Annotated in this window: 12 protein-coding genes; 2 read left to right on the top strand and 10 right to left on the bottom strand. The window is 63.4% G+C overall.

All coding sequences use genetic code 11. The annotated features are described in order from the left end of the window. Positions 1–104: 104 nt before the first annotated feature. Complete coding sequence (locus AC5SSZ_RS08495; RefSeq protein ID WP_495437857.1) at positions 105–1,349, top strand: GumC domain-containing protein; 1,245 nt, start codon at positions 105–107, stop codon at positions 1,347–1,349. Between the two features lie 93 nt (positions 1,350–1,442). Here AC5SSZ_RS08495 and AC5SSZ_RS08490 read toward each other — a convergent pair whose 3' ends face one another. From AC5SSZ_RS08490 to AC5SSZ_RS08450, 9 genes are all read right to left on the bottom strand, one after another. Next, positions 1,443–2,810, bottom strand: a complete 1,368-nt coding sequence (locus AC5SSZ_RS08490) for an oligosaccharide flippase family protein (protein WP_495437856.1) — start codon at positions 2,808–2,810, stop codon at positions 1,443–1,445. A 295-nt stretch (positions 2,811–3,105) separates the two neighbouring features. Beyond that, the gene (locus AC5SSZ_RS08485; protein WP_495437855.1) at positions 3,106–3,936 is read right to left on the bottom strand and encodes a glycosyltransferase family 2 protein; all 831 of its coding nucleotides are present in this window, start codon (positions 3,934–3,936) and stop codon (positions 3,106–3,108) included. Further along, positions 3,933–6,452, bottom strand: a complete 2,520-nt coding sequence (locus AC5SSZ_RS08480; protein WP_495437854.1) for a hypothetical protein — start codon at positions 6,450–6,452, stop codon at positions 3,933–3,935. Before AC5SSZ_RS08480 ends, AC5SSZ_RS08485 begins: the two co-directional genes overlap by 4 nt. Then, complete coding sequence (locus AC5SSZ_RS08475; protein ID WP_495437853.1) at positions 6,449–7,381, bottom strand: hypothetical protein; 933 nt, start codon at positions 7,379–7,381, stop codon at positions 6,449–6,451. The genes AC5SSZ_RS08480 and AC5SSZ_RS08475 overlap by 4 nt, the downstream gene beginning before the upstream one ends. A 3-nt stretch (positions 7,382–7,384) precedes the next feature. Then, positions 7,385–8,104, bottom strand: a complete 720-nt coding sequence (locus tag AC5SSZ_RS08470; protein ID WP_495437852.1) for a 4'-phosphopantetheinyl transferase family protein — start codon at positions 8,102–8,104, stop codon at positions 7,385–7,387. After that, positions 8,101–12,690 (bottom strand): MupA/Atu3671 family FMN-dependent luciferase-like monooxygenase, encoded by a 4,590-nt coding sequence (locus AC5SSZ_RS08465; RefSeq protein WP_495437851.1) that lies wholly within the window; start codon positions 12,688–12,690, stop codon positions 8,101–8,103. Before AC5SSZ_RS08465 ends, AC5SSZ_RS08470 begins: the two co-directional genes overlap by 4 nt. Then, complete coding sequence (locus tag AC5SSZ_RS08460; RefSeq protein ID WP_495437849.1) at positions 12,687–13,718, bottom strand: glycosyltransferase family 2 protein; 1,032 nt, start codon at positions 13,716–13,718, stop codon at positions 12,687–12,689. The genes AC5SSZ_RS08465 and AC5SSZ_RS08460 overlap by 4 nt, the downstream gene beginning before the upstream one ends. Before the next feature lie 6 nt (positions 13,719–13,724). After that, on the bottom strand, positions 13,725–20,246 hold the full coding sequence (locus AC5SSZ_RS08455) for a type I polyketide synthase (RefSeq protein WP_495437848.1): 6,522 nt from the start codon (positions 20,244–20,246) through the stop codon (positions 13,725–13,727). A gap of 356 nt (positions 20,247–20,602) precedes the next feature. Continuing rightward, positions 20,603–22,066, bottom strand: a complete 1,464-nt coding sequence (locus AC5SSZ_RS08450; protein ID WP_495437847.1) for a hypothetical protein — start codon at positions 22,064–22,066, stop codon at positions 20,603–20,605. 257 nt (positions 22,067–22,323) lie between these two features. Between AC5SSZ_RS08450 and AC5SSZ_RS08445 the strand changes: the two genes are divergently transcribed. After that, positions 22,324–23,076 (top strand): WecB/TagA/CpsF family glycosyltransferase, encoded by a 753-nt coding sequence (locus AC5SSZ_RS08445; protein ID WP_495437846.1) that lies wholly within the window; start codon positions 22,324–22,326, stop codon positions 23,074–23,076. Here the strand turns inward: AC5SSZ_RS08445 and AC5SSZ_RS08440 are convergent. Next, positions 23,073–24,140, bottom strand: a complete 1,068-nt coding sequence (locus tag AC5SSZ_RS08440; RefSeq protein ID WP_495437844.1) for a glycosyltransferase family 2 protein — start codon at positions 24,138–24,140, stop codon at positions 23,073–23,075. The genes AC5SSZ_RS08445 and AC5SSZ_RS08440 overlap by 4 nt on opposite strands. Positions 24,141–24,294: the final 154 nt, after the last annotated feature.

The following is a 24,294-nucleotide window of genomic DNA, read 5'->3' as shown; positions in this document are numbered from 1 at the left end:
CAACCGGTCAAAGTTTTGCCTGCTTGCCATGGTGTGTATGGCACAGCACACTTTGCACGTTAATCTGCCCAGCGGCGCGACCGCGGCAAACCAAGAGATGTTGAATGGGTCCTATCTACTCCTTGCCGGATCTTCTGGACATGCTGCGCCGCCGCGCGTTGGTGATCCTTGCGATTGCCGTTCTGGGCAGTCTGGTGTCGCTGTTTCTGGCCGCCCGACAGCAGCATTTCTACGAAAGCTCCGAGGTCATCCAGGTCGCACAGCCGACAATCGCGGATGATCTGGCCAAATCAACGGTCGAAGGATCCACCGCGCGTCGCATGCAGCTGATCGAACAGCGGCTGATGGCGCGCAGCTCTGTACTGGAGATTGTCGAGGCGTTCGATCTATATGGCGATATGCCGGATCTTAGACCTTCGGACCTGGTTACGCTGGTGCGCGAAAACGTCTCGATTACCGGGGTGGCTGCGGTGCGCGAAGGCTTTGCCGATGATGGCACCATCGCTGTTTTGACCATCACCGCCCGCATGCCCAGCCCTGAACAGGCCCAGGCGGTTGCAGCGGAATTTGGGCGCCGGACGATCGAGCTCAGCGTCAGTACCCGTATCGAGCAGGCGCGGGAAACGCTGAATTTCTTTACCGCAAAGGAAACGGCCGTGGCTAAGGAACTGGCGGCGCTGGACGATGAGATCGCCTCCTACCGGACCGAGCACGACGTTGCTCAGCCGGGGGCGTTGGAAATCCGCCAAGGGGAAATCGCCACGCTGAACGAGGCGCTGCTGGATATTGACCGGGAGCAGATCCAGATCCGTCGGGCGGCAGATCAGGCGATGTCCAATGAACGCCCGGCAACAGCGCAGCGCATGCTTGAAGAATTCGAAGAGCAGCTTGCTACCCTGACTGCGCAGCGGGATCTTCTGACCCGGCGCAAGGCAGAAATCGAAGCGTCACTAGAAACCTCTCCTGAGGTCGAGCGTCAGCTCGCTGCCTATGACCGCAGGCTGCAACAGCTGCAGAGCGAACTGGAGACGACCCGTGCTCGCCGCAACGAGGCCGAGATCGGATTCCGTCTGGAAACCGCGCGCCAGTCCGAGCGGTTGACAGTGCTGGAACCAGCTGCCTTGCCCGATTACCCGGTAACCGGGGGACGCAAGCGCACGGCGCTTTTGGGTGGCGCCGCCAGCCTGCTCGCCGCTTTGGTGATTGCCTTCCTTCTGGAGCTACGAAAGCCGGTGCTGCGCTCGGTCGCGCAGATGAAGCGGGAAACTGGGCTAATGCCGGTTGTCACCATTCCGGAAATGAAGTCCCCCGGCGGAAAACGGCGCTCAGGCAAAGGGCGGCGCAGCTGATCGTTTGCCTTGTGAGGGGACCGTCACGACCAAAAGCCGGGCGTGCAGTCCCAGTTGTCCTGCCGCAGGGGCGGCTGTAGGGCAGGCGGTGGATCAGGGGGCTAGCGCCTTGATCAGGGTCAGCACCGCATCTTGATGCCACCAAAGGGCGCTGCCTCCGACCAGAACAACCAGAAAGCCACAGACCAGATCGTGCAGGGGATCCCAGGCGCCGTGTCGGCGGGCCAGCCAGATCAGCACCGGATAGGCGCCCAGCATCGCCAATCCCAGCGCTGCAATACCGCCGGGCAACCCGAACCAGTAGGTGCCGAGTAAGAAAAGTGCTGTTTGCAGCAGGGCGCGGCTGGCGGTGAAGACAAAGAACGCCCGGCTGTCTCCGGCGGCCAATGCGGCCTGATCGTAGGTCATGGTGATGACGGCCGGGGCCAGCGCCAGTGAGATCAGCACGATCATCGCGCCCGCCTGCTGATAGCGCGCATCATAGAGCAGATCTGTCAGCCAGGGGCCGATCCAGGCCATGATCAACAGCAACGACAGTATCACGGCGCTCAGACCTGCGCGCAGCAGGCGGTGTTTGCGCCGGTTTTCCGGCGGGCCATCGGCGGGCTTGTCGCGGTACACCGGAATCATCAGCCTCTGGTTCACCGCATGGCCCAGCAGCATCGGGAAACTCGCTAGAAAGTAGCCGATATTATAGACGCCCAGCACATCCAGCGGCACAAAGCGGCCCAAGATAGCCCGGTCCCCCTGCGAGGTCAGGAACCAGAAGGCCGTGGAGAGGAATATCCACTTACCAAAGCGGATCAGTTCCTGCGCGGCGCGGGGTTCCCAGCGAAACCGGTTTGTCTGCCCTGGCAGGCCGAAATGGGTCAGCACAAGTTTCACCGCGGCCTGAATGACCCCGCCCAGAACCAGCGCCAGAACCGATCCGGTTGCCCAGGCCAAAAGCACCATAGCGCCGATGCCAAGGGCCTGCGCCGCGAGATCCAGTGCAGTGAGGCGCCCGACCAGCAAGTGCCGGTGCGCAGTTTCAATGCGGGTCGGATTGAAGCCTGCGATGGCGAGGCCAATGCCGGCAATCGGCAAGTAGAGCAGCAGATCCGGGGCCTGATAGAGCCAGGAAACAGGCCAGGCCAGCACCAGAGTCATCCCCCAGAGACCGAACCCGCGGACAACTTGAATGGTCCAGGCGGTGTTGAGAAAGTCGGGATCATCGCCGCGTTCATTCTGCGCAATGGACGGGCCGATCCCGACATCGGAAAACAGCGAAAGGCCAACGGTCACCACGCTGACCAGTGCCATCAGGCCAAAGGCCTCGGGGAACAGCAGCCGGGCCAGGATCAGATTGGCGCCAAGCCGCAGTGCCTGGCTGCCGCCATAGCCGATCATCAGCCAGGAGGCCGAGCGCAGCACCCGCGCCAGCAGACCCTGGCCGGAAAACAGCGCGGCTTGCTTAAGCATCTGACCTCCTGATGGTTTTCTGCACGCTAGGCAGGGCGGCGCGGCGCGTCAATCGACATGCAACTTTCGGCGCTGCCTAAGCACGAAACCCGGCAGTTGCATGCGACAATCCGTTGGCTGGGCAGTGATTGATGCGCCGTCGTGACAGGCAGTGGAGCAGCGCGACGGCGGAAACTTCTGCTGCCAACGGCGCGCTCCCGCCCATCTTGCCCACAGCAGAGCCGCGTGTGCGACGGTTGGGCCTGGCGCCGCGCAAGCGCGGCGCGGTGGCGTCAGTCCGCAGGCGTCAGGAGGCCTAGCGACCTCTGGCCCAGCGTGTCTTGGTCCTGAACAGTGGCGTTTTTACCGTCAGGCTGACCAGCGCATAGGCGGCAAACCCCAGCGGGTCGCGCAGGAAGAGACGCATCAGCCTTGAGGCGCCGAGGCTGCGTTTGTCATCGTTTTCCAACAGATGCGGAAACCGCTTGGCGATTTCCCAGACGCCGACATTCTGTCGTCTGCGCACCCGCACAAGATTGGCAAACCCTTCGACCATCGGCCAGTCATAGGACGCGGGCACCCGGATGCGCTCGGCAGGGGCAAAGGACAACCGTGCGAATGTGTCGTCCGAGATGATGTCGGGCCATTCCTGCCAGCGCTCACGCCCGGTACGAGTCATGGCGAAAAGACCGAAACCGGGGGCGCCATCCGTGACAAAGGGCAGTCTGGACCAGAACTGCCCATAGGCGCGGGTCAGGGAAGAGCGGGCCGGGGCGACACGGGGGCTGCCACTGGCATAAAGCGGTCGCTCCGGCGCCAGAGCCCCTGCCAGTTGCGCCAAGAGAGGCGGGGTAACCGTGACATCGGCATCAAGATAGACCAGCACAGCGCCCTTTGCGCGTGCATCTCCAGCGTTGAGCGCGGCCAGCTTGCCCCCCTGCGGGAGGTCGATCACCTTGCGGCTCCAGCCTTGGGGAAGGGTGACAGAACGGGCAATTTCAGCGGTGTCATCGGTGCAGCCATTGGCCAGCACCAGAACCTCGGCCGGGCCGGGCAGCGGATCAGAGGCATAAAGCGCTTCAAGACAGGGGCGGATATACGCCGCCTCGTTATGGGCCGGGATCAGCACGGATATCATCGGTATCATTTCACCGCCTCCAGCACCCGCCAGCGCGGGTTGTCGTCGCTGAGCGTGCGCCGCGCACCCCAGCTGCCCCATTTGCCGGGCACAGCCACATCGGCATAGGCCGCGAACAGGGTGCCGCCATGCTCGGCCCAGCCGGTCAGCATCTTCGTATAAAGCGCGGCCATTTCCTCGGTGTAATTGAAGTGGGTGAAAAAGCCGGTCAGCTCTGCGTCCTCGACCATCTGGCCGACACCCACCACATGGCTGCCGCCCTCGTACATGATTAGGTCCAGCCCGTATTCGTCGGCGACGGATTTGTGATAGGGCAGCTCCTTGTCCAGAAAACCGGCCATAGCGCCATTGCCGTCCTCGCTGAGGAGGCCATCCTCGATTTCCAGCATAGCCTGCGCCGTTGCCACATCGTACTGATGCTCCTCGATATAGGCCGCAGCCTCAGCGCCCTGCAGCCCCAGATCGGCGGCGGCAGAGCGGGCCCGGTCGCGGCTGTCGGCGATCCAGGCGCGCACCATGGGGGCGTTGTCGCGCAGGCCAAGCGTGCCGCCGAAATAGCCGGTGATTGCATAGGCATCGAAATAGCGCGCCGGGGGCAGGCGGTCTGGCGCCCCGGCCACCCAGAGCGGTGCGTTCAGCACCTGTTCCTCAAGGCCCGGCCAGCCGGTCTGACTGGAAATCACCCGCACCAGTCGTTGGTCGGCGTCTGCGCCAAAGACATCGGTCCAGATCCGCGACATTTCCGCAGCGCGTCCGCCGTAGAACTGCATCCAGAGGTCACTGCCGCCCCAGAGGCTGCGGGCCTGCTCGTCGGCCCATTGGGCCTGTGCAAATTGCCAGTTCCAGACCTCGTTGGAGTATTCCACATAGGCGCGCAAATCTTCGTCCAGGCCGCCATCCACCAGCTGTGCGAAATTGCGCAGATAGCTGTCGTCGGCCATATGAGGCATATTGAACCAGGGATTGGCGCCCAGCGTATTGGCCAGCGCCAGCAGGATCTCGGCCGGAACGCCCTTGCGCGCCCAGGTGTAATCAGAAACCTCCGGGCGGTCTTCCCAGCCAACCTGTTCGGAATCGTTGGTCTGCATCCAGTCCATAAAGCGCAGCACGTCAAACCCATCCAGCAAGTCGAGCCAGAGTGGGTTGAACAGGGCGCCATCTTCATAGGCCTGCAGTTGATCGGCGCGCACCACGGTGATGTTGCGGACATAGTCCGCCCCGCGCCCAGTACGCTGAATGCGGATTTCGACCGGGCCGGGGCCGGGGGTAAAGTCAAAGGTGACCTCGCCCTTGCCGTAGCGGACGTTTTCGGCGCGGCCAGAGACCTCGACAATGCCGGAGCCGTCAAAGCGCAGCACATAACGCCCGGCAAGCGAGTGCGCCGAGGCGGGCAGATCGGTCAGAATGACGGTGCCGATGGAGCCAAGCTCGGGCGGCATGGCGGTGGGCCAGCCTTGCGGGTCCAGATAGCCTGCAGCGGCAAGATCGTCATGGCCGACACCGCCCCAGCGCCCAGGCAGGTGGCCGATCCACGGGCGGGCGGTTTTGAAGTGGTCAAGGAAAGGCGCCTGCGGGCTCCAGTCGGCGACCTCCATCAGGTTCATGGCGATCGGCTGGCGCGGCGGTGCCTTTGCGGTGTTTCCCGGCGCGGGGGCAGAGGCCGCAACCTCCTCATTCAGGCGTGGCGCAGCGGGTTCGGAGGGCAGCGGCGGCGGGTCGGGCGGCAGGGCGGCGGTGCGCACCTCCTCGCCTTGGGCCGCGGCCCAGGCGATCTCCTGCAGCCGCCGGGCCAGTGCGGGCGCAGGCGCCGGATAGGCTTTGCCCCAACGATCCTTCAGCCGGTGCGGCAGGCCCATTGGGCTGTGTCCGGTCAGAACCGCATATTGCAGCGCGCTGATATAGTAGAACCCGGTGGCATTTGGGTGGATGTCATCGGAAAAGACTTCGGAAATCTCGGTGAGGCCCGGCACCGTTCCGGCCCGGATGGCATCGTCCAGACGCGCCATGGCCTGCCCGGCGGGAAGTAGGCGCATATCACCACCGACGCTGTCGTTGACTTCATCGACCACAGCCTGCCAGCGGGGCAGGTCCTGCTCCAGCCGGTCACGCCAGGCGATATCGGCGCCTTCGTCAAACGGCACCTCGGTGCCGGTTCCGCTGCTGAGGCTGTGCCAGGTTTCCTGCAGATAGACCGCGGCAGCCGGATTGGCATCCTTGGCCAGCTGGTAATAGCGGGTGACGGTCTCTTCGGTATTGCTCCATTTCAGGTGATTGGCCAGCGGAAGGCCCTCGGTGAGGATCACCGCGTCGACTGGGGTCTGGAGCCGCTCGCGGGCGTTCACCCCTTCGGCGCTGTCGCCGTGCTCCCAGTTGTAGCTGAGCGGCGCGCCATTGATGATCTGCGCTTCGACGGTGGCACTACTACTGGACTGGCGCAACAGCTGTTCCAGCATGGCGGGATTGTCCTGGCCAAACAGCGAATGGCCCACCATCAGGACCGAGGTGATCAGTGTTTCAAGGTTCATCCGTTCTGGCCTGCGTCAGAGAGACCCGTGCGGGGGATCCCTGTCACCACCTGCCAGACGATTTGCTGCACCGTCTCGGCAGCGGCCGGTGACAGCGCCGTCGCTGCCTCTCCATCCGGACGCGACAGCTGGTGCGGCAGGCCAACAGGGGAGCGGTGATAGAGCACGGCATAGTGGGCGAGGGCGACAATGTATGTGCCCAAGTCATTGATATGAATAGTGTCCTGTGCACCTTCCGGTGTCTTGGCAAAGAGATCCGAAATATCCCTCAGCCCGTCGATCTGGCCTGCATCAATGGCCCGTGCGACAGCGGCCATGACCTGTCCGGCAGGGATCAGGTAGACCGGACGTTTGGGATTACGACGTGTGTCTGATCCGAGCACCTTGCCCAGCCAGAGCCGGTCCAGATCGCTTGCGATGCGCGCCTGCCAGCCGTCCGGGTCATCAAGGTGATGCCAGGTCTCATAAAGATAGATCCGCGTGTCAGGCGAAGCATCACGGGCCAGCGCGGCCCATCGGCGCATGTATTTGGCAGAGCCGAAATACTTCACCGCGTCGCGCAGCTCGACCATTTCTGTCAGCACCACCGCATCATAATCGCCGGAACCGATGGCCTCTTTGGCGTCGCGCCAGATGGGGGCCTGATTCACCAGATCGAAATGAAGGATCGTCTCCTCCGGCTCCCAGTGCTGCTTTAGCGACGTGCCCGACCCGAGCTGGCTATTCCAGCTGTGCCCCTTGGGGGCAAGCTGCGCCAGCATGTGCGGCATCACAGGGCCAACCAGAGAGTGGCCAAGGTGATAGACCTTCATTGGCTGCTCTGGTGGGGGCAGCACCGGCACCGGAAACGGCGCGGCCTGCAGGGGCAGGCTGGCCCAAATCCCGTGCAGGCAGGTCGTCAGCGCCAGAAGCAGAGATCGTTTTCCCATTGCTCACGCCTCCAGGCTTGCTGCGGTGAAAATGATACCTTCCCCGATGACATAGGCGCCGTTGATCCGGGCGCCAGTGCGAAACGGCGGGCGGTCGGCGGTGAAGGCGGCTACGAAACGCCCGCGCCGGACCGTTTCACCCACCTCTTCTGGTTCGATCTCCAATTCCATGCCGTCAAAGCCGAAAAACTGTTCACTGACAGTATACTGGCACTTATATGCAGCTTCCTTAGCGGAGAAGATCAGCTTGGCCATCTGGCCGGGGTTGTCCTGCGAGGTCAGCCAATCCTGTTCGCGGGCAGAGCAGATCGCCGGGCGCAGGTCGTCTTTCAGCGGGGTGTCTTCCTCGACGTCGATGCCGATGGCGCGCCGGGTCTGTGTCGAGGCCACGGCAGCAAGGGCGCAGCTGCGGGTGTGGGTGATCGATCCGGTCAGCCCTGCGGGCCAGATGGGCGCGCGGGATTTGGCAATCACGATAGGGCAGGGCATCTGGCCGAGATCCCGCATTGCTGCGTGCGCTGCCGCCCGCCCAGCGGCAAATTCGCGGCGGCGTTTCTCCACGGCGCTGGGCGACAGGCAGACGCGCTCCTGCGGAAATGGATCGGGCAGCGCCCCCAGCGGGTTGGCCGCCCCCAGCGATATGCCAGCGCCAAAGAGCGGCCGGACCATGGCCAGCCGCGCATCGGTTGTCTGATCAAGGGGGGCGGGGCTGTCAGTTATCATCCGGTCCGGGCTTTGCGGCTGGCGCGCATCGCCCGCCGTTTCGACATGGTTTCCGATTTGGCCGCCTCGGCGACGGCGGCCTGTTCTGCACCCGCGGGATCATCCGGCGATTCCGCACCGCCTGCAAGCCCTTCGATATGGGCGGCCAAACCGGCGAGCGTCGGGAAGCGGAAGATGTCGGTGATCGACAGTTTTGGCACCTCCAGCGCCGTGCGGATGTCCCGGTGCGCCTGCACCGCCAGCAGGGAATGACCGCCAAGGACAAAGAAATTGTCCTGCGCGCCGATCCCGTCAAGACCAAGGATCTGCCCCCAGATCACGGCGATCTTGCCCTGCGCGCCGCCCTTGGGCGGGGTCGCTGCGGTGGGTGCGGCAACCCGCGCCGGTTTAGGATCCGGCAGCGCCTTGCGGTCGATCTTCTTGTTGGGGGTTAGTGGAAACGCATCCAGCGTCACGATATGCGATGGCACCATCACCTCGGCCAACCTGGCCGAAAGCGCCTGTTTCAACGCAGCCTCCTGCACCGGAGCAGAGGTGGTGATATAGCCCACCAGCTGTTCGCCCGCGCCAATTTTGCGCGGCATCACCACCGCACCTGTGACGCCGGGCTGGGCGGCGAGGGCGGCTTCAATCTCTCCAAGTTCAATACGTTGGCCGCGGATCTTCACCTGATGGTCGGTGCGGCCTAGGAAATCGAGCCGCCCGTCTGCCCGCCAGCGCACCAGATCGCCGGTGCGATACATCAACCCGCCGCCAAAGGGATCGGGGACAAACCGTTCCGCTGTCAACTCGGGCCGTTGCCAGTAACCTGCGGTCACCCCGTGTCCGGCGATGAACAACTCCCCCGGTGCACCGATGGGCTGCGGCGCGCCGGTAGCATCCAGCACGTAGACTTGGGTATTGGCGATGGGCCCGCCGATATCGGCAACGCCTGCCGGGACGCCATCAAGGGTCTGCATGGTCGACCAGATGGTAGTTTCGGTCGGCCCGTACATGTTGTGGATCTGCCCGGGTCCAGCCTCGCGCAGATCACCGGCCAGATCGCCGGGCAGCGCTTCGCCCCCGACCAGAAGATGCTGCAGGTGCGGCAGCACCATGCGGGCCTCATCGTTCTGCACCATCATGCGCGCCATGGAGGGCGTACATTGCATATGGCTGACGTCATGGCGCAGGATCTGCGCCGCAAGCGAAAAGTCGTCCGTGGCCAATTCTTGCGGGGCGTTAGACAGGCGCAGCACCTCGGCCAGCGGTTTAAGCCCCTCGAGCACCACGTCAGGCGCGATTCCATAGTCGATGAGGCAGGCAATCTCGTCCACGCCGATGCGCTTCAGTTGCTCGACCCGGGCGACGCCATCCTGCACGGTGCCGAACAGTCCTGAGTCCTCGAAATAGCGTTCGAAGGCAAAGTCGAGGATCGCATCCAGTTCTTCCTCGGACAGGATACCAAGATCCATTTCAAAGGGATTGTTGACGCCTTTGGGTTTCTTAAAGGCGGGGAAGGCCCAGGCGTATTGCTTGATCAGACCCGCGGCCGAGCGCAGGTAATCCTTCATCGGCTCGCGCGCGGTCTGACGGGCATCCTCGCGGCTGTCGGCCAGATAGGTGTGCAGCATCAGCGTCACGGTGAACTCCGCCGGATCATGCCCGGCGCCGCGCAGGGCGTCGTGGTAAATGCGGATCTTGCCCGCGACCTCATCAATGCTTTGCCCCAGAAGGTGGGTCAGGACATTGGCGCCGATCTCGCCTGCCTCGCGCCAGGTGTCGGGGTTGCCAGCCGTAGTGACCCAGACCGGCAGTTCGCTGGACACAGGGCGAGGCTGAGTGAGCACCGCATGGGTGCCGCCATCCTTGCGCGGGAAGGCGACCTCTTCGCCACGCCAGAGTTTGCGCACGGTTTCGATGGCTTCGTACATCGCCGGTTTGTTGGCCGGAGGCGTATTCTCGGGGCGCAGGATGAAATCATCCGGTTGCCAGCCTGCGGCAAAACCGATACCGGCGCGCCCCGCCGTCAGGTTGTCGATCACCGCCCATTCCTCGGCGATGCGGGCGGGATGGTGCAGCGGCGCCACGCAAGAGCCCGAGCGCACACCGATATTCTGCGTCACCGCCGCGACGGCTGCCCCGGTGACCGAGGGGTTCGGGTAGGGACCGCCAAAGGCGTGAAAGTGCCGCTCGGGCGTCCAGACCGCGTTAAAGCCGTGCTGATCGGCAAATCTCGCGCCCTCCAGCAGCAGGTTGTATTTGCGTGGGCCGGGGCCATCATCATTGCCCCAGTAGAAGAGGTTGAAGTCCATCTTCCGGTCCGAGATGGCAATTGGCCCGTTGGATAACTGCAGGCGGCTTTCATCGCTGGAGAGCACCAGTTTGAAGCCGCGCGCGAGGGTCCAGAACAGCTCCAGCACCGAGATATCAAAGGAGAGGCTGGTCACCGCGAGCCAGGCATCGCCGGGCTGATGGGGAATGCGCGCATCCATGGCGGCAAAGAAATTCGCCACATTGGCGTGGCGCACCATCACCCCCTTAGGCAGGCCGGTAGAGCCGGAGGTATAGATCACATAGGCCAGATCCTGTCCGGTGGCGCCGCCATCAACAGGCGCGACACTCGGGGCGGGGGCATCCGCGCCATCCAGTACCAGCAGTTGCGCGCTTGAGGCGGGCAGGCTGCCTTGCAGGGCGTCTTGTGTCACGATGACATCGGCGCCGCTGTCCTTGATGAAATGGGCAATCCGATCCGCAGGATAGGCTGGGTCGAGCGGCACATAGGCGCCACCCGCCTTCATCACCGCGAGGGCGGCCACCACCAGATCCGGACTGCGGGAGACGTAGATCCCCACATGGCTGCCGGGTTTGACGCCCATGTCCTGTAGTCTGGCCGCGACCCCATTGGCGCGGGCATTGAGGTCTGCGTAGCTGAGGCTCTGATCTTCGAATACCAGAGCGGTGGCCTCGGGTGTACGGGACACCTGCGCGGCAAATGCGGCGTGGATGGTTTGATCCGGGCCCGTGTCTGCGGCTGTCTGGTTCCAGTCGCTGAGCAACACTCGGCGCTCATCCTCGGGCAGGACCGGCAGTTCAGAAAGAGGGCTATCTGCATGATCCGGAGCGGAAATGGCGCCCAGCAGCAGTTCCAGCCGCGCGGCGAGCAGCTCCGCGGCCTTTGGTGTCAGCTGGGCACCATCCACATGGAGCGCAAGCACCCCATCCGCCCATGACACGGTGGCGACGCAGCCTGGCAGAGCTGCATCCCGTCCCATGGACAAACCAATACCGGGCTGTGCCTGCGGTGCCAGTTCCGGCGCGCGGGCAATCAGATCCTCGGCAAACCCGCCTGTCGCGCGGGCTTTTTCGATCTCTTTGGCGACGCGGTCCTGCAGATCCGCGAAGGTGTCGTCGCGCTGTCCCTGCACTGGAACCCAGCCAGAGACAAGCCCCGCCAGCGGTGTCATGGTCTCAAGGCTGAGGGCAATATCGGCGACCTCTTCCCCCGCGCTGCGCAGGGCCCAGATCAGGACTGCGGCGGCGATCTGTGCCTCTGTCGGGCCATCCGGCGCTGCAATGGGACGGCGGGCGAGGCCGCTGTCACCGGTCGGTTCCGCCAGGGGAACAGCGACCGGGCGCATCGCTGCCAGCGCGCGGCGCCAATGGCTTTCGCCTTTCTGTGTCTTGGCAAGGGCTTCGGTGATCGCGTGCTTTTCCGCCGCATTCAGGACCGGTAGCGCATCGCCTGGTTTGCACAGATCGACAGGCGCCCGTTTGCGCCCCGCAGGATCGGTCAGACCGCTGAGTCGCACCGCGCCATCGCCGCAGGCCACGGTCAGGCTGTCCTTGCTGACCTCGATCACACTGCCGGGCGCGCCTGCGCCCTCGACCGCCTCTGCGCTGCCGACCAGCAGGATATTCTCGCCAATGGCGCATTTCGCGGCGCAAAGCGGGTTCCAGTAGCCGCCAAAATCAAGCGCGCGCACCAGACGGGTGATCGCCGCCGCCGGGGCGATAAAATCGATCAGCGCGCCTGCCGCGGGCCGGTCGCTGCGGGCGTAATAACTGCGCTGGCTCAGGTCCTGTGGCTGGCGGTTGAGTGTGCCTGCCTCCAGCTGGTCTATCACCGTGCCAAAGCTGTCCATCGCGGCGGCATAGCATTTGGAGTTCAGGCTGAAGGCGGTGTCATCCGCTGCCACATCGAACAGGCGCTGGGCGAGGATATCGCCCTCGTCGATGCCGCCTTCGATCATGTGCCAGGTGATGCCATAGCTGTCGGCGCCTTCAATCAGCGCCCAGTTCGGTGCGTTGAGGCCGGCGTAACGTGGCAGGGGCCCGTCGTGAAAGTTCACCGCGCCCTTGGCCGCCAGCGTCAGCACCCGGTCGGGAATGACCCGCAGGTTGGCAATGGAGAGCAGCCAGTCAAAGCCTTCGGTCAGCGCATCCGGGCTGGCGTGCACTGGGATTCCGTGTTTTTCGGCCCAGCTGCGAATACCATCATCCTGCGACACGACGGCAGAGATTTGATGCCCGCGCGCCAGCAGCGCATCGCCGCATCCCACCGCGAGGGATTCATTGCCGATGATGACTGAGGAAAATTGGCTCATTTCTGTTCCTCCGGAACATGACTGTGAGGGCGCGTTTCACGTATTGCTGTCTTGGTGCGGATCGCCGACCGCAGCGCGTGGGTCAGCAGGTCGCGCAGGAAATGCGGCGCATCCGCGGCTGGCTTTTTCTGGATCAGTCGCCGCAGCCCATAAAGGCCGCAGCCGAGGACGCGCGCCAGGGTGGCGAGGGCGGCGTAGATCACCCCGTGCGTCTTGACGAAATAATGCATGCGGGAATCAAACCAGTAGGTCGGTGTGCGGTCCCAGGACTTCATCCCGGTCGAGGCCGAGCCGAGATGCGCCACGGTGCTGGTCGGCACGTAATGCGTGCGCCATCCGGCCTGCGCGGCGCGCTTGCACAGATCCGTTTCCTCGAAATAGAGGAAAAAACTTTCGTCAAAGCCACCGATATCCTCGATCACTTCGCGGCGGATCATCAGGCTGGCGCCGGCGGTCCAGTCGACCTGGGTTTCCTGCTGCGGCATATCCATCGCCACCACTGCATGGGACAGCAGCCGGGTCACGATACCGGTGCGGGCGGCCATTTCGAACTCTCCCGCGATCGAGGGGAAGCGGAACGCGGTGCGGTGGGGCACATCATCCGTGCCATGCACAAAGGATCCGGCAAGGCCAGCACCGGGGCTGGAAAGGAGAAATTCCCGCAGCCGGGAAATCGTTGTGCCCTCCACGAAGGCATCAGAGTTCAGCAGGTAATAGAACCCCGGCGCGCTGCCGTCGGGCAGACCGGCCTCCATGCCGATGTTCATGCCCGCGCCAAAGCCACCGTTGACGGGCGAACGGATCAGCCGCAGTTTGCCGCTGTCCAGCCAGCCCCGGCTGGCGGCGCCTGCCTGCAACTCTTCCCACGAGTTATCACCCGATCCGTTTTCCACGATCACCACGGCGCCGGGCAGATCTTCCATTTCCGCCAACGCCGCCTCTGCCGCCTGCAGCGTCATCTGCGGGGTGCGGTAGTTCAGGATGATGGTCAGAACGCTGTCGCTTTGGGACTGTGGGGGAGGGGCCATGGACATCTACTCCGCCGCCTGATTACGCACTTGCCCGGCATGCACCGGTGCTGGCGCAGTATAGCCAGCCTCGGCCCGGTCCAGCCGCGCTTTGACCTCAGCCGCCAGAACGCTGACGTTGGGTACCAGCACCATGCTGTCGTGGTCACCGGGCACTTCGATCACCTCGATCTCCGGCGCCCAGCGGGTCCAGTCGTTGTCGTCAAAGACATACTCCCGCTCGGCGCTGACCCAATTGCCACCCGAGACCTGCCAGTGCTGGTCCAGTGGCGGACGGAACAGCGACATGGCGCCGTCCCAGGGCTGCAATTCATAGCTGGCAACAGCGGCGCGGAAGCCCATTTCGATCTGCCGGTTGTTAAAGGCAGGCGCAGCGCCTGCATCGTTGCTGCCCTGGCGGCGTTGGCGTTTTGTGATCTCCCAGGCAACGCGGTTGCGCGCCCATTCCGCCAGATAGGACGGTCCCTTGCGGCGCAACTCCTGCAGTTTGATCAGCGCCTTGTCCTGTCGGCTCAACGGTGGGCGCACTGGCAGCGGTGTGTCGAGCAGGACCAGCGCTGCGGTTTCCTCTCCGGCAGCCTTCAGCTGCTGCGCCATTTCATAGGCCGTGATGCCACCGCCCGAGAAACCGCCCAGAAGATAGGGGCCCTGCGGCTGGATCTGCCGCACCTCCTGCAGGTAATCGGCGGCGGCCTCGGCAATGTTGTCGTGTGGCGCGACGTCCCCGATCAACCCGCGCGCCTGAAGGCCGTAGACCGGGCGGTCGCTGCCCAGCATCTGCGCCAGATGCCGCAGGTTCAGCACGTTGCCAAACATGCCGGCCACAAGGAAGAACGGGCGCCGCCCGGTGCCATCTCCGGCGTGAAGCTTGACCAGATGGGTAAAGGGTTCTGGCCCTGCGTCATCGGTAGTGTCCGGGGACTGCGCGCTGCCTTCGGTGGTCACGCCGCCGCCTGTTCGGGCGATAATCCTGGTCGCCAGATCAGCAACGCTTGGGGCTTCGAAGAGGACTGACAGGGGGAACTCGACGCCAAAATCCCGCTTGATCTGGGCAAACAGCCGCACCGCGATCAGGGAATGCCCACCCAAATCAAAGAAGCTGTCGCGGGTGCCGACCTCGTCCACCCCCAGAAGGGTCTGGAAATATCCCGCCAGGACCTCCTCAACCGCGTTTTCCGGCGCCACGTAGTCAGTGTCGAGCTGCGGGCGCTCAAAACTTTGGCTGTCCGATGAGGCCTCGGAACTGGTCATCTTGGCCTGTTCGATCAGGGCAGGCAGATCAAGGGCTGAGACCACGACCTGCGACAGGCCGCCGGAGGTTGCTGCGGCAAGGGCGCGCGACAGGGCCTCGCCCCCTTCTTCGGCGCGGATGCCGTTTGCGATATTGTGGTGAAGGCGGCGTTCCTCGGGCGACAGGGGCTGAGCGCTGCCACCTTTGCCCATAGCAATACCGGCGGCGCTGACATCAGCCGCCGCAGTTGCAGCGGGAGCCAGAGCCTGCGTCATCCGCTGCATGCGGAAGCCTTCGATCTCGACCAGAACCCGCCCTGTATCCTCGCATAGCGTCACGTCGAATACGGCGGTCCCTTCGCCAGCCGCGTCGGCGGCTTGCGCGGACAGGCGCATGTGGCTGTGGATTGTCTCGGTCAGTGGCGCATGGATGCGGATTGCCCGGTACGACAGGGGCACCCAAAGGTGGTCAGGGCTATAGCCCGGCGCCAGCGCGATGGCCCAGCCGGTTGCCAGATCCAGCAGACCCGGGTGCAGAATCGTTCCGTCGGATTCGGCCGCATCGGCCAGTTGCAGTGTCGCGATCCCTTCGCCACTCCCAAAGGCCATGCGCTGCAGCACATGCCAGCGCGGACCAAAAAGCAGGTTGGCCTCCTGCGGGGATTTCAGCCGCGCGCCATCGGTTTCGGTCTGCGACGGGCAGCGGGCGGCAAGAGCGCTGAGGTCAACAGGCGCCGCCGGGCTCTGCGCCTCGGCAAATGTCACCTTGGCCTCGGCATGCAGGGCATAGCCTTCGCCGCTGGCGGTGTAGAAGGACAGCGCGTAGCCGTCTTCCTCGGCCAGCAGCCGGATCAGCAGATCTGCCGGGCTGTCATCGGCGACCACAAGCGGGCGCAGGAAGTAAAGGTCGTGCAGTTCAAAGGCTGGGAGCGCGCCATCCTCGGCCATGCCAAGGGCCGTCATCGCCTCTGCAGCCAGTTCGATGTAACCGGTGCCGGGCATCACTGCGGTACCATCGGCGGTGCGGTGTTCATTCAGCAGCCAGTGTCGGGCCGCGTCGAGCCGGGTGCGGTAGATCCGGTTGCCGCTGCCATCAAATCCTTCGCTGTCCAGCAGGGCCTGTGCGCAGGGCACAGGGTCCGAGGGGCCGTCACTGCCTTGCCGCGCGGCCATCGCTTCGGAAGCCATGCCGGTATCGGCCCAGACGCCCCAATCCACCGCCACGACACGGGTCTTGCCGCCCCGGCGATGCGCCGCCCAGGCGTTGAGGTATTCGTTGGCGGCGATGTAATCCACCTGTCCCGCCGGTCCCGTCACCGTCGAGGATGAAGAGAACAGCACCATCAGATCAAGGCTGCCATCGGGGAACAGGCTGTCCAGTACCCGCAACCCGCTGACCTTGGCCGCCAGGACCTTGGCGATCTGTTCGTCTGATTTCGCCAGCAATGGCCCGTCATCGATATTGCCCGCGCCATGGATCACCCCGGTGAGGGGGCCAAAGCGGTCCTCGGCGGTCTTTAGCGCGGCGCGCATCTGGCCGGAGTTGCAGACATCGGCGGCCAGCGGCAGCACCGCGCCCGTGCCGATCTCCTCCAGCGCCTCGACCGCGCGGATGCGCGTGGCGGTGCGGTTTGCGGGGCTGTGACTACGCAGATATTGCGCCCAGCCGCCGCGCTCGGGCAGGCCCTCGCGCGAAATCAGGATAACATTTGCGGCGTATTCCTCCAGCAGATGCCGGGCGATTGAGAGGCCAATGCCGCCGTAGCCACCGGTGATCAGATAGGTTCCGCCTTTTTTGAAGGTGGGCAGCTCGGCAGGCGGCAGTTCGACCGGGCGCCAGTCCAGCTCATACCGTTTTTCACCGCGCCAGGCAGCGGCTGTGCTGGTAGGCTCGGCCAGAAGTTCCTCAAGTAGTCGAGAGGAGATATCTGGTGCCGCTGCGCCCTTGATCCGGGCCAGCAGACCTGTTTCTGCGCGGGGAAGTTCGATGTCCACCGTGGCGCAGGAGAATCCAGGCAACTCGCGCGGTATCACCCGGGCAGGACCGGCGATCATCGCCTTTTCCGGATCCGGCAGGGCTTCGTCCCGCAACTGCACGGCGCCGGTGGTGAAGACGGTGATGTGCGGCGGCTGGGGTAGATCGGCGCTGCCAAGCTCCTGCGCCAGCGCGGTCAGGGCATAAAACCCGGTTTCCAGATTGCGGTCAAAGAATGAACTGCCGGGGCGGAAGGTCTCGCCTTCGGTCGCTAGCCAGAAATGCGCAATCCGGGTTGGCAGCATCTCGGTCCGGGCCAGATCCGCCAGCAGTGCGGCATAGCCCGCGCGGCCCTGTTCGGGCGCCAAGATGTAAGAGGTCGGCGATAGCTGCGCATAGGTATCCCCGGTGCGCAGCCGCACCACGGCGTGCCCTGCCGCCACCAGCCTGTCCGCCACCTGAGAGGCAAGGCCGATGTCGTCTTCGAAGATCAGCCAGCATTGCGGATCCTGATCCAGTTCGGTGTCCACATCCAGCGCGCAATCGGCAAGGCGCGGGCGCCACGCCGCACGGTAACCCCAGTTGTCGATGTCATCGTGGCGGGCGGGCAGGGGAGCCTCTTCGACCTGCGTGGCGGTGCCGGGTTCGATGAAATAGCGGCTGCGCTGAAAGGCATAAGTGGGCAGCGGCAGGCGATGGCGCTTTGCCTCGCCCCAGATCTGATCCCAGTCGGCGTCATAGCCGCAGGCCCAGAGCCGACCTATGACGCCAAAGAAATAAGCATCATCCATCACATCCTGTTCGGGATGGCGCAGTGAGCTGAGCGCCTGTCCGGGGGCGACCGCCGGGGCCATCTGCGCCAGCGCGCTGAGCGCCTTGCCCGGGCCGACCTCCAGATAGATGCGGCCCGGCACCTCGGCCAAGCTGTCGATACAGGCGCCGAATTGCACGGTGCCGCGCAGCTGGCTGACCCAATAGTCGGGGTCTGTGGCTTGCTCTGGCGTCAGCTGTTCGCCGCTGCGGTTGGACATCACCGGGATCTGCGGCGCCGACAGCGTCAGGCCGTGCAGGAAGGCGCCATATTGCTTAAGAATCCCGTCCAGCATCCTCGAATGGGCCGCAATATCGATCTGGATCCGCTGATGGTCGATGTCGCGCGTGCTCAGGTCCTTGGCCAGCCGGTCCAGCGCCGCCTGCGGGCCGGAAACTGCGGTCAGGCGCGGCGCGTTGACGCTGGCGATATCGAGATCATCCCCAATCAGCGCCTCGACCTCGGCCAGCGGCAGGGAGACGGACAGCATGCCGCCCGCAGGCACGGTGTCGAAGAGCCGCCCGCGCAAGAGCACCAGATCGATGCAATCCTCGAATGAGATCACCCCGGCCAGACAGGCGGCGGTGTTTTCGCCCATGGAATGGCCGACCAGCGCAGCGGGACGCACGCCCCAGCTGATCCAGAGCTGCGCCAGCGCGTATTCCACGATCATGATCAGCGGCAGCTGCACCGAGGGCTTTTGCAGGGCTGCATTCGCGGCCTCTGCCTGCCCCTCTTCGGGCAGCCACAGGGCGCGGATGTCATAATCGAGGCTGGCTTGGAGGTGATCAATCCCCCGGTCCATCCAGTCGGCAAAGACCGGTTCGGTTTCGTAAAGGTCGCGCGCCATGCCCGCGTATTGTGCACCGCCGCCCGGGAACATGAAGACGACCTCGGGCGCATCGCCCAGATGGTCGTGTGTAAAGACCTTGCGTGGATCACCAGCCTCTAGCAGATCGGCGGCCTCGCTTGCGGTTTCGGCCACCAGCACCCGACGCTTGGCAAAGCCGCGCCGCCCTTCCTTCAGAGTATAGGTCACATCGGCCAGATCCACCTCGGGGTTCTGGCGCAGCCACGCGGCCAGCGCGGCGCTGTTGTCATCAAGCGCCGCCTTGGACCGGCCCGAAATGCAGAGCACATGGAAGGGGAAATCGCTTTCGTCGGAGGCGCCGCGGTCTGGCGCTTCCTCCAAAATGACATGGGCGTTGGTGCCGCCAACCCCCAGCGCGTTCACCGCGGCACGTCGCGGTCCGGAATTGGACTGCCAGTCGCTGAGAGCGGCGTTAACCTTGAACGGTGAGCCGTCGAAATCAATGGCCGGGTTTGGTGCCTCGTAGCCAAGCGAGGCCGGGATCTGCTGATGTTTCAGCGCCAGCGCGGTCTTGGCCAGCCCCGCGACCCCTGCGGCCGTATCGAGATGGCCGATGTTGGTCTTGACCGAGCCGATGCGGCAAAAGCCGCTTTCCTCGGTGCTGTCGCGGTAGGCTTCTGTGAGGGCGGTGACCTCGATTGGATCACCTAGGTAGGTTCCGGTGCCATGGCATTCCACATAGTCGATGGTCTCGGCCGTCACATCCGCTGCCGCCAGCGCTTTGCGTACGGCAGTGGCCTGTCCTCCGACCGAAGGCGCCAGATAGCCAGCCTTGTCGGCGCCGTCGTTGTTGATCGCGGAGCCCTTGATCACGGCCCAGATATGGTCGCCCTCGGCGATGGCATCCTCCAGCCGTCTGAGCGCCACCGCCCCAGCGCCAGAGCCGAAGACGGTGCCCTGCGCCCGGTGGTCAAAAGCATGACAATGGCCGTCGGGCGACAGGATCTCGTTTTCCTTGTATAGGTATCCACGCCCCTGCGGCAGCTCGATGGTGACGCCGCCTGCCAGCGCCATGCCGCATTCCCCTTCGCGCAGCGCCTTGCAGGCGTAATGCACCGCCACCAGAGAAGTCGAGCAGGCGGTCTGAATGTTGACCGATGGCCCTTTCAGATCAAACACATGGCTGACGCGGGTCGACAGGAAGTCCTTGTCGTTGCCGGTGTGGCGCAGCAGGAACATGCCGACCTCGTCCACCAGGGCCGGGTTCGAGCAGATGTTGAAATAGAAATAGCTGCCCATGCCGCAGCCCGCATAGACACCGATGGGCTCATTCAGGCTTTCGGGCGGGTGGCCGGCATCCTCCATGGCGCCCCAGGCGACCTCAAGGAACTTTCGGTGCTGGGGATCCAGAATGGCGGCTTCCTTGGGGCTGAAGCCAAAGAAATCGGCATCGAATTCGTCATAGCCCTCAAGACGCGCGGCGGCAGGCACATAGTTTGGATCGCTGAGGACAGAGGCCCGTTCACCGGCTTCCAGCAGGCTCGCCTCGTCCAGCACCTCGATGGATTCAATGCCGTCACGCAGGTTGCGCCAGAACGCCGCAGCGGATTCGGCGCCAGGCAGGCAGACGGACAGTCCGACGATGGCGATGTCACCGGAGTAGGCGTCGGCGCGTGTTTGGCTCTCGTCTTTGTTTCCCAACTTAGTCTTCACCTTTTACGCGTCTTACGCATCAACCCTGAACCGAAACCCGCAGCGCCGTGAAAGTGGAACGGGCCGGTCGTCTTTTGTCAATCCCTTCAACCCCTTGTCGCGCCCGGTTAACCTCTGTTCCGAAATAGGAAAAGCCCCCGGGAAAGCGGGTGCAGAGGTATCGTGAACCAAAACGTGGCTGGGCTGAATTCAGTCAAAACCTCGGAAATATGACACCCGAAATCCTGATTGCCCAAGGCCAGAGTGATCGCCATATGCGGCCAAGCTATGAACGGATGGTGACCAATTACGCCGGAAACGCGATAAAAATGAGGCAGCAAGGGCAAAAGCTTGCAAAGCGTTAGTCACAAGACACTGCGTGGCCCCGGAGCCTGTTCCGACGTTCCAATGGCTTGCTGTCGGTCAAACAGGCTGCGCTTACTACGAAATACGTCCGGATTGCGCAGGCGTTCGGCATATCCCAGCACAGAGCCTGCACAAAGCCAGGTGATCGGGATGAGTGTGTCATTCAACAGCATATCGGCCAATGTGGCGGCTAGGATCAGGGCGATCGGTGTTGCATAGGGGGAGAACGCGTGGCCCCGGTGGCGGCGCATTTCCCAAGCGAGGAGAAAAATCGGCAAGGTCAGCATGCCCATTTCGGCAATGTAACCGAGCCAGCCAAATGCGCCGAAAGTGATGATCCAGCGCCCGTCGGGCACAGATATGATCCGGCCGGTTTCCATGTCGCGCACCAGATTGCGCCCCCAGCCCCCCCAGCCGAACCAGGGCTTTTCGGCGGCCCGCTCCAGCATCATCGCCTCGTTGTGGAACCGGTAACCCAGGGACTGTGCCCGCTCGGTGCTGATTGCCTCTGCCTGTGCCAGAATGGCGTCGGTTGGAATAAGACCCTGGTTGCGCAGCATCGGATAGGTCACCGCGATCACCGCAATTACCATCGCCAGACGCATTTGCCAGCGGGCCGGGGCCAGGGCCACAACCGGCACGATGGAAAGCCCATAGGCAAGCGAAGCCAGGCTCTTGCACAGGTAGAGCACCCCAAAGAGATAGACAGCGGCGAGGGCGAAATTGGTCCGTTCCCGCTCCTGTGCGGCCCGGGCAAGTGCGACAGCTGCAACAATGGAGGTAAAGATGAAGAAGGCCAGCCACAGCGCATGCGGCAGGAATACGATGGGACGAAATCCGCCCTGCCGCATCATCTGGCCGAAATCGTGCTGGAAAAATCCATAGATCCAGATGTTGAGCTGGGGACTCAAGCGGATCTCGAACAGCGACGGAATACTATAGGCCAGACCGGCCAGGCAGAGGGCCAGCAACAGTTCCTTCTGTCCCGCTTCGCAGGACAGATAGCGTCGGGCCAGCAAAAACGGCATCAGCACTATGATCTGATTGATGATCACTGATCCCAGATCACGCCAGCGCAGTCCAGGTAGCATATCGGTCAGAAAGACGATCGGGCCGGCCCCTTCAAGCACCTGAAACAGAACGGGATCTTTATTCGTCATGACCGTCGGGATGACGCATAGGACAAACAGGATTGTCAGCGCACGGGCCAGCGGATGGCGCGGCCACAGCGGCACTGGCTTGCGCAACAGCCAGACGCAGAGGCCAAAAGCGACGACCGAAGGGATCGTGAACTTGTCCATGTCCGGCACCAGCGGCAGGTCGAACTCGGCCAGGGGCGGCAGCACAAGATAGCCACCGATGAAACACCACAGGATTGCCCGTTCCAGCGGCAGCCGCAGGAACAACAGCAGGCTGACCAGCGGCCAGATCAGCAGCATCATATTGGCCAGGGCGTTGGGCATCGGCGTTCGGGACTCTCGATGGTGACGATCACAAACGATCAGTAATGGCCTGTTTTATAGACCTTACCTGTCAAAGTTTACGTAAACTTGCACCTCGTGTCCCGCTGAAATGCGAAATCGGGTAAACGGATGGCAACAATGCCACGTTTACCTATGCGCACCCCTGCCGGACTGGTCCAGACGCGGGCAGACGGGTAATCAGTCCTTTGCAGACTGGATTTATAGGCAGGGTTTGCAGACAGGGATGAGGCGAACTGGTGTATTTCGAGTTTCAAGGCACACGGATTGAGGTCAACATCGCGGACCGGCTCCGGCTGGAGGATGAGGTCCTGTCGCGGTTTGCAAGTGGCGAGGGCTTTGCCCTTGCTACGGTCAATCTGGATCATCTGGTCAAACTGGAAACAAGTGCCGATTTCCTTGCCGCCTATGCGGCGCAGGATCTGGTTGTTGCCGATGGGCGTCCGGTGGTCTGGCTGTCACAGCTGGCAGGCAGGCCGGTGGAGCTGATGCCGGGATCGGACATGGTGCTACCCCTGTGCAGACTGGCCGCAAAGGCTGGGGTGCCGGTGGCGTTGGTCGGCAGCACTGCCGAGGCGCTTTCGGATGCCTCCGCTGCGCTGACAGCCAAGGTGCCGGGACTTGATCTGGCATGGTACCATGCGCCCTCTGGCGTGTTCGAGCCCGCAGGCGCCGAGGCGGCAGAGATCCTGCATAACTTGGATCAAAAGGGAATTCGCCTGTGTTTCCTTGCGCTGGGCGCGCCAAAGCAGGAGCTGCTGGCGGCGCGCGGGCGCGAATTTGCGCCGAGAGTGGGGTTTGCTTCGGTTGGTGCGGGTTTGGATTTTCTCGGCGGGCATCAGCAGCGCGCGCCACTGTGGATGCGCAAACTGGCGCTGGAATGGCTCTGGCGGGCGCTCAGCAGTCCGGGTCGGATGGTGCCCCGTTATCTGAAATGCTTTGCCATTCTGCCACGTCAAATTAAGCGCGCCCTGCGCATCAGGCGCAGCTAGTCGCCCTCAGCTGAGGCCTGGATATGCTGACTGTAGTCCTCTGACGCGATCAGAAACCCCTTGTCCTGCAGGGTGGCTATTTCGGGTGCCTGCAGCGTCGCCTCGGACCACAGCGACAGATCGGGGTTGCTGGACAGAACCGACAGGCGCAATTGGTCCTCACCATGCGCGATGGCCGCCTCGGCAACGGATTTGCGGTCGCGGGCCAGGCTGTCGTTGGAAAATTTATAGTGCCTAAGCAGCCCCGTCATCGGCGCCAGTGTCACCCCGGTGGCGGCATGGGGATGCACGCCTGCCTTAACCCCGGGACCGACAAAGACCAACGGGTGTTTCGTCAGGCAGCAATGCTCTGAAAACACCTTGGCGCGCACGCCGCCAAACAACACTTGCAGTGGCTGCGAACCACCCATGGCGATCCGGTTCTGGTTCAGAAAATAGGAAAGCCCAGTGTCCGGTGCGTCATAGTCATGGGCGGTAATCGCGCTGAGGTCGCACCAGCTGAACTGGCGCAGCACCTCGGGGTAGGTCATGTCCGCGACCTCGGCCAAAGGCGCTTTGGGGAACATTTCCAGCATCTGCGCCATCATGGCGGTATATCCGCGCGCGGACATGTAGCGCGCCAGCCCCTTAAGTCCGACCTCGGCGCGCCCTTCGAAATCAAAGATCTCGTCCATATCCACGATCAGGCACCAGCGGTTTTGCGCATAGCGCTGCGCGGCATAGCTGCGGAACATGTTCTCGAACTGGCCCCAGGGCAGGCGCGATTGCAGGATGGCGGTGCCCGGTCTTTCGCGGATCCGCGCAATCGTGTCATCCTCCGAGCCGTTGTCGAAGAACACGAAATGGCGGATGCCAAGGCTGCTGTAGTGATCGAAAAACGCGTCGAGGTAATAACTCCCGTCACGCACAAGGGCGATCAGGGTGACCTCATCCGGGGCTGCAAAGACGCCGCGCGGCCCGTGCAAGTGACGCAGCGAGGACAGGAACCGCATCCGCTGATAGGTTCGGCCGAGCCGTTTGCGCAGCCGTACAGAGACGGAGCTTGGTTCGGCACTGTCCTTCATTTGCATCTGTTTCCTTCAGCTTAGGTGCGGCCAACCTAAGGCGAGGGCCGTATCTGCGGCAAGATGTGTTTGCCGATCCTGGCACGGGCAATGGTTGCGCCAACATTTGCATTTTGCTATTCGATGCGGCAGCTTAAAATAGCACCACCCGACA

It is taken from the genome of Phaeobacter sp. CC-HEC084, from assembly GCF_059429255.1.
The sequence above is the reverse complement of the archived record's forward strand: the minus strand, read 5'-3'. Positions and strand labels throughout refer to the sequence as shown.

Coding starts and splice junctions, on each gene's coding strand:
- AC5SSZ_RS08495 (WP_495437857.1), top strand. CDS start 105: ATGGGTCCTATCTACTCCTTGCCGGATCTTCTGGACATGCTGCGCCGC.
- AC5SSZ_RS08490 (WP_495437856.1), bottom strand. CDS start 2,810: ATGCTTAAGCAAGCCGCGCTGTTTTCCGGCCAGGGTCTGCTGGCGCGG.
- AC5SSZ_RS08485 (WP_495437855.1), bottom strand. CDS start 3,936: ATGATACCGATGATATCCGTGCTGATCCCGGCCCATAACGAGGCGGCG.
- AC5SSZ_RS08480 (WP_495437854.1), bottom strand. CDS start 6,452: ATGAACCTTGAAACACTGATCACCTCGGTCCTGATGGTGGGCCATTCG.
- AC5SSZ_RS08475 (WP_495437853.1), bottom strand. CDS start 7,381: ATGGGAAAACGATCTCTGCTTCTGGCGCTGACGACCTGCCTGCACGGG.
- AC5SSZ_RS08470 (WP_495437852.1), bottom strand. CDS start 8,104: ATGATAACTGACAGCCCCGCCCCCCTTGATCAGACAACCGATGCGCGG.
- AC5SSZ_RS08465 (WP_495437851.1), bottom strand. CDS start 12,690: ATGAGCCAATTTTCCTCAGTCATCATCGGCAATGAATCCCTCGCGGTG.
- AC5SSZ_RS08460 (WP_495437849.1), bottom strand. CDS start 13,718: ATGGCCCCTCCCCCACAGTCCCAAAGCGACAGCGTTCTGACCATCATC.
- AC5SSZ_RS08450 (WP_495437847.1), bottom strand. CDS start 22,066: ATGCCCAACGCCCTGGCCAATATGATGCTGCTGATCTGGCCGCTGGTC.
- AC5SSZ_RS08440 (WP_495437844.1), bottom strand. CDS start 24,140: ATGAAGGACAGTGCCGAACCAAGCTCCGTCTCTGTACGGCTGCGCAAA.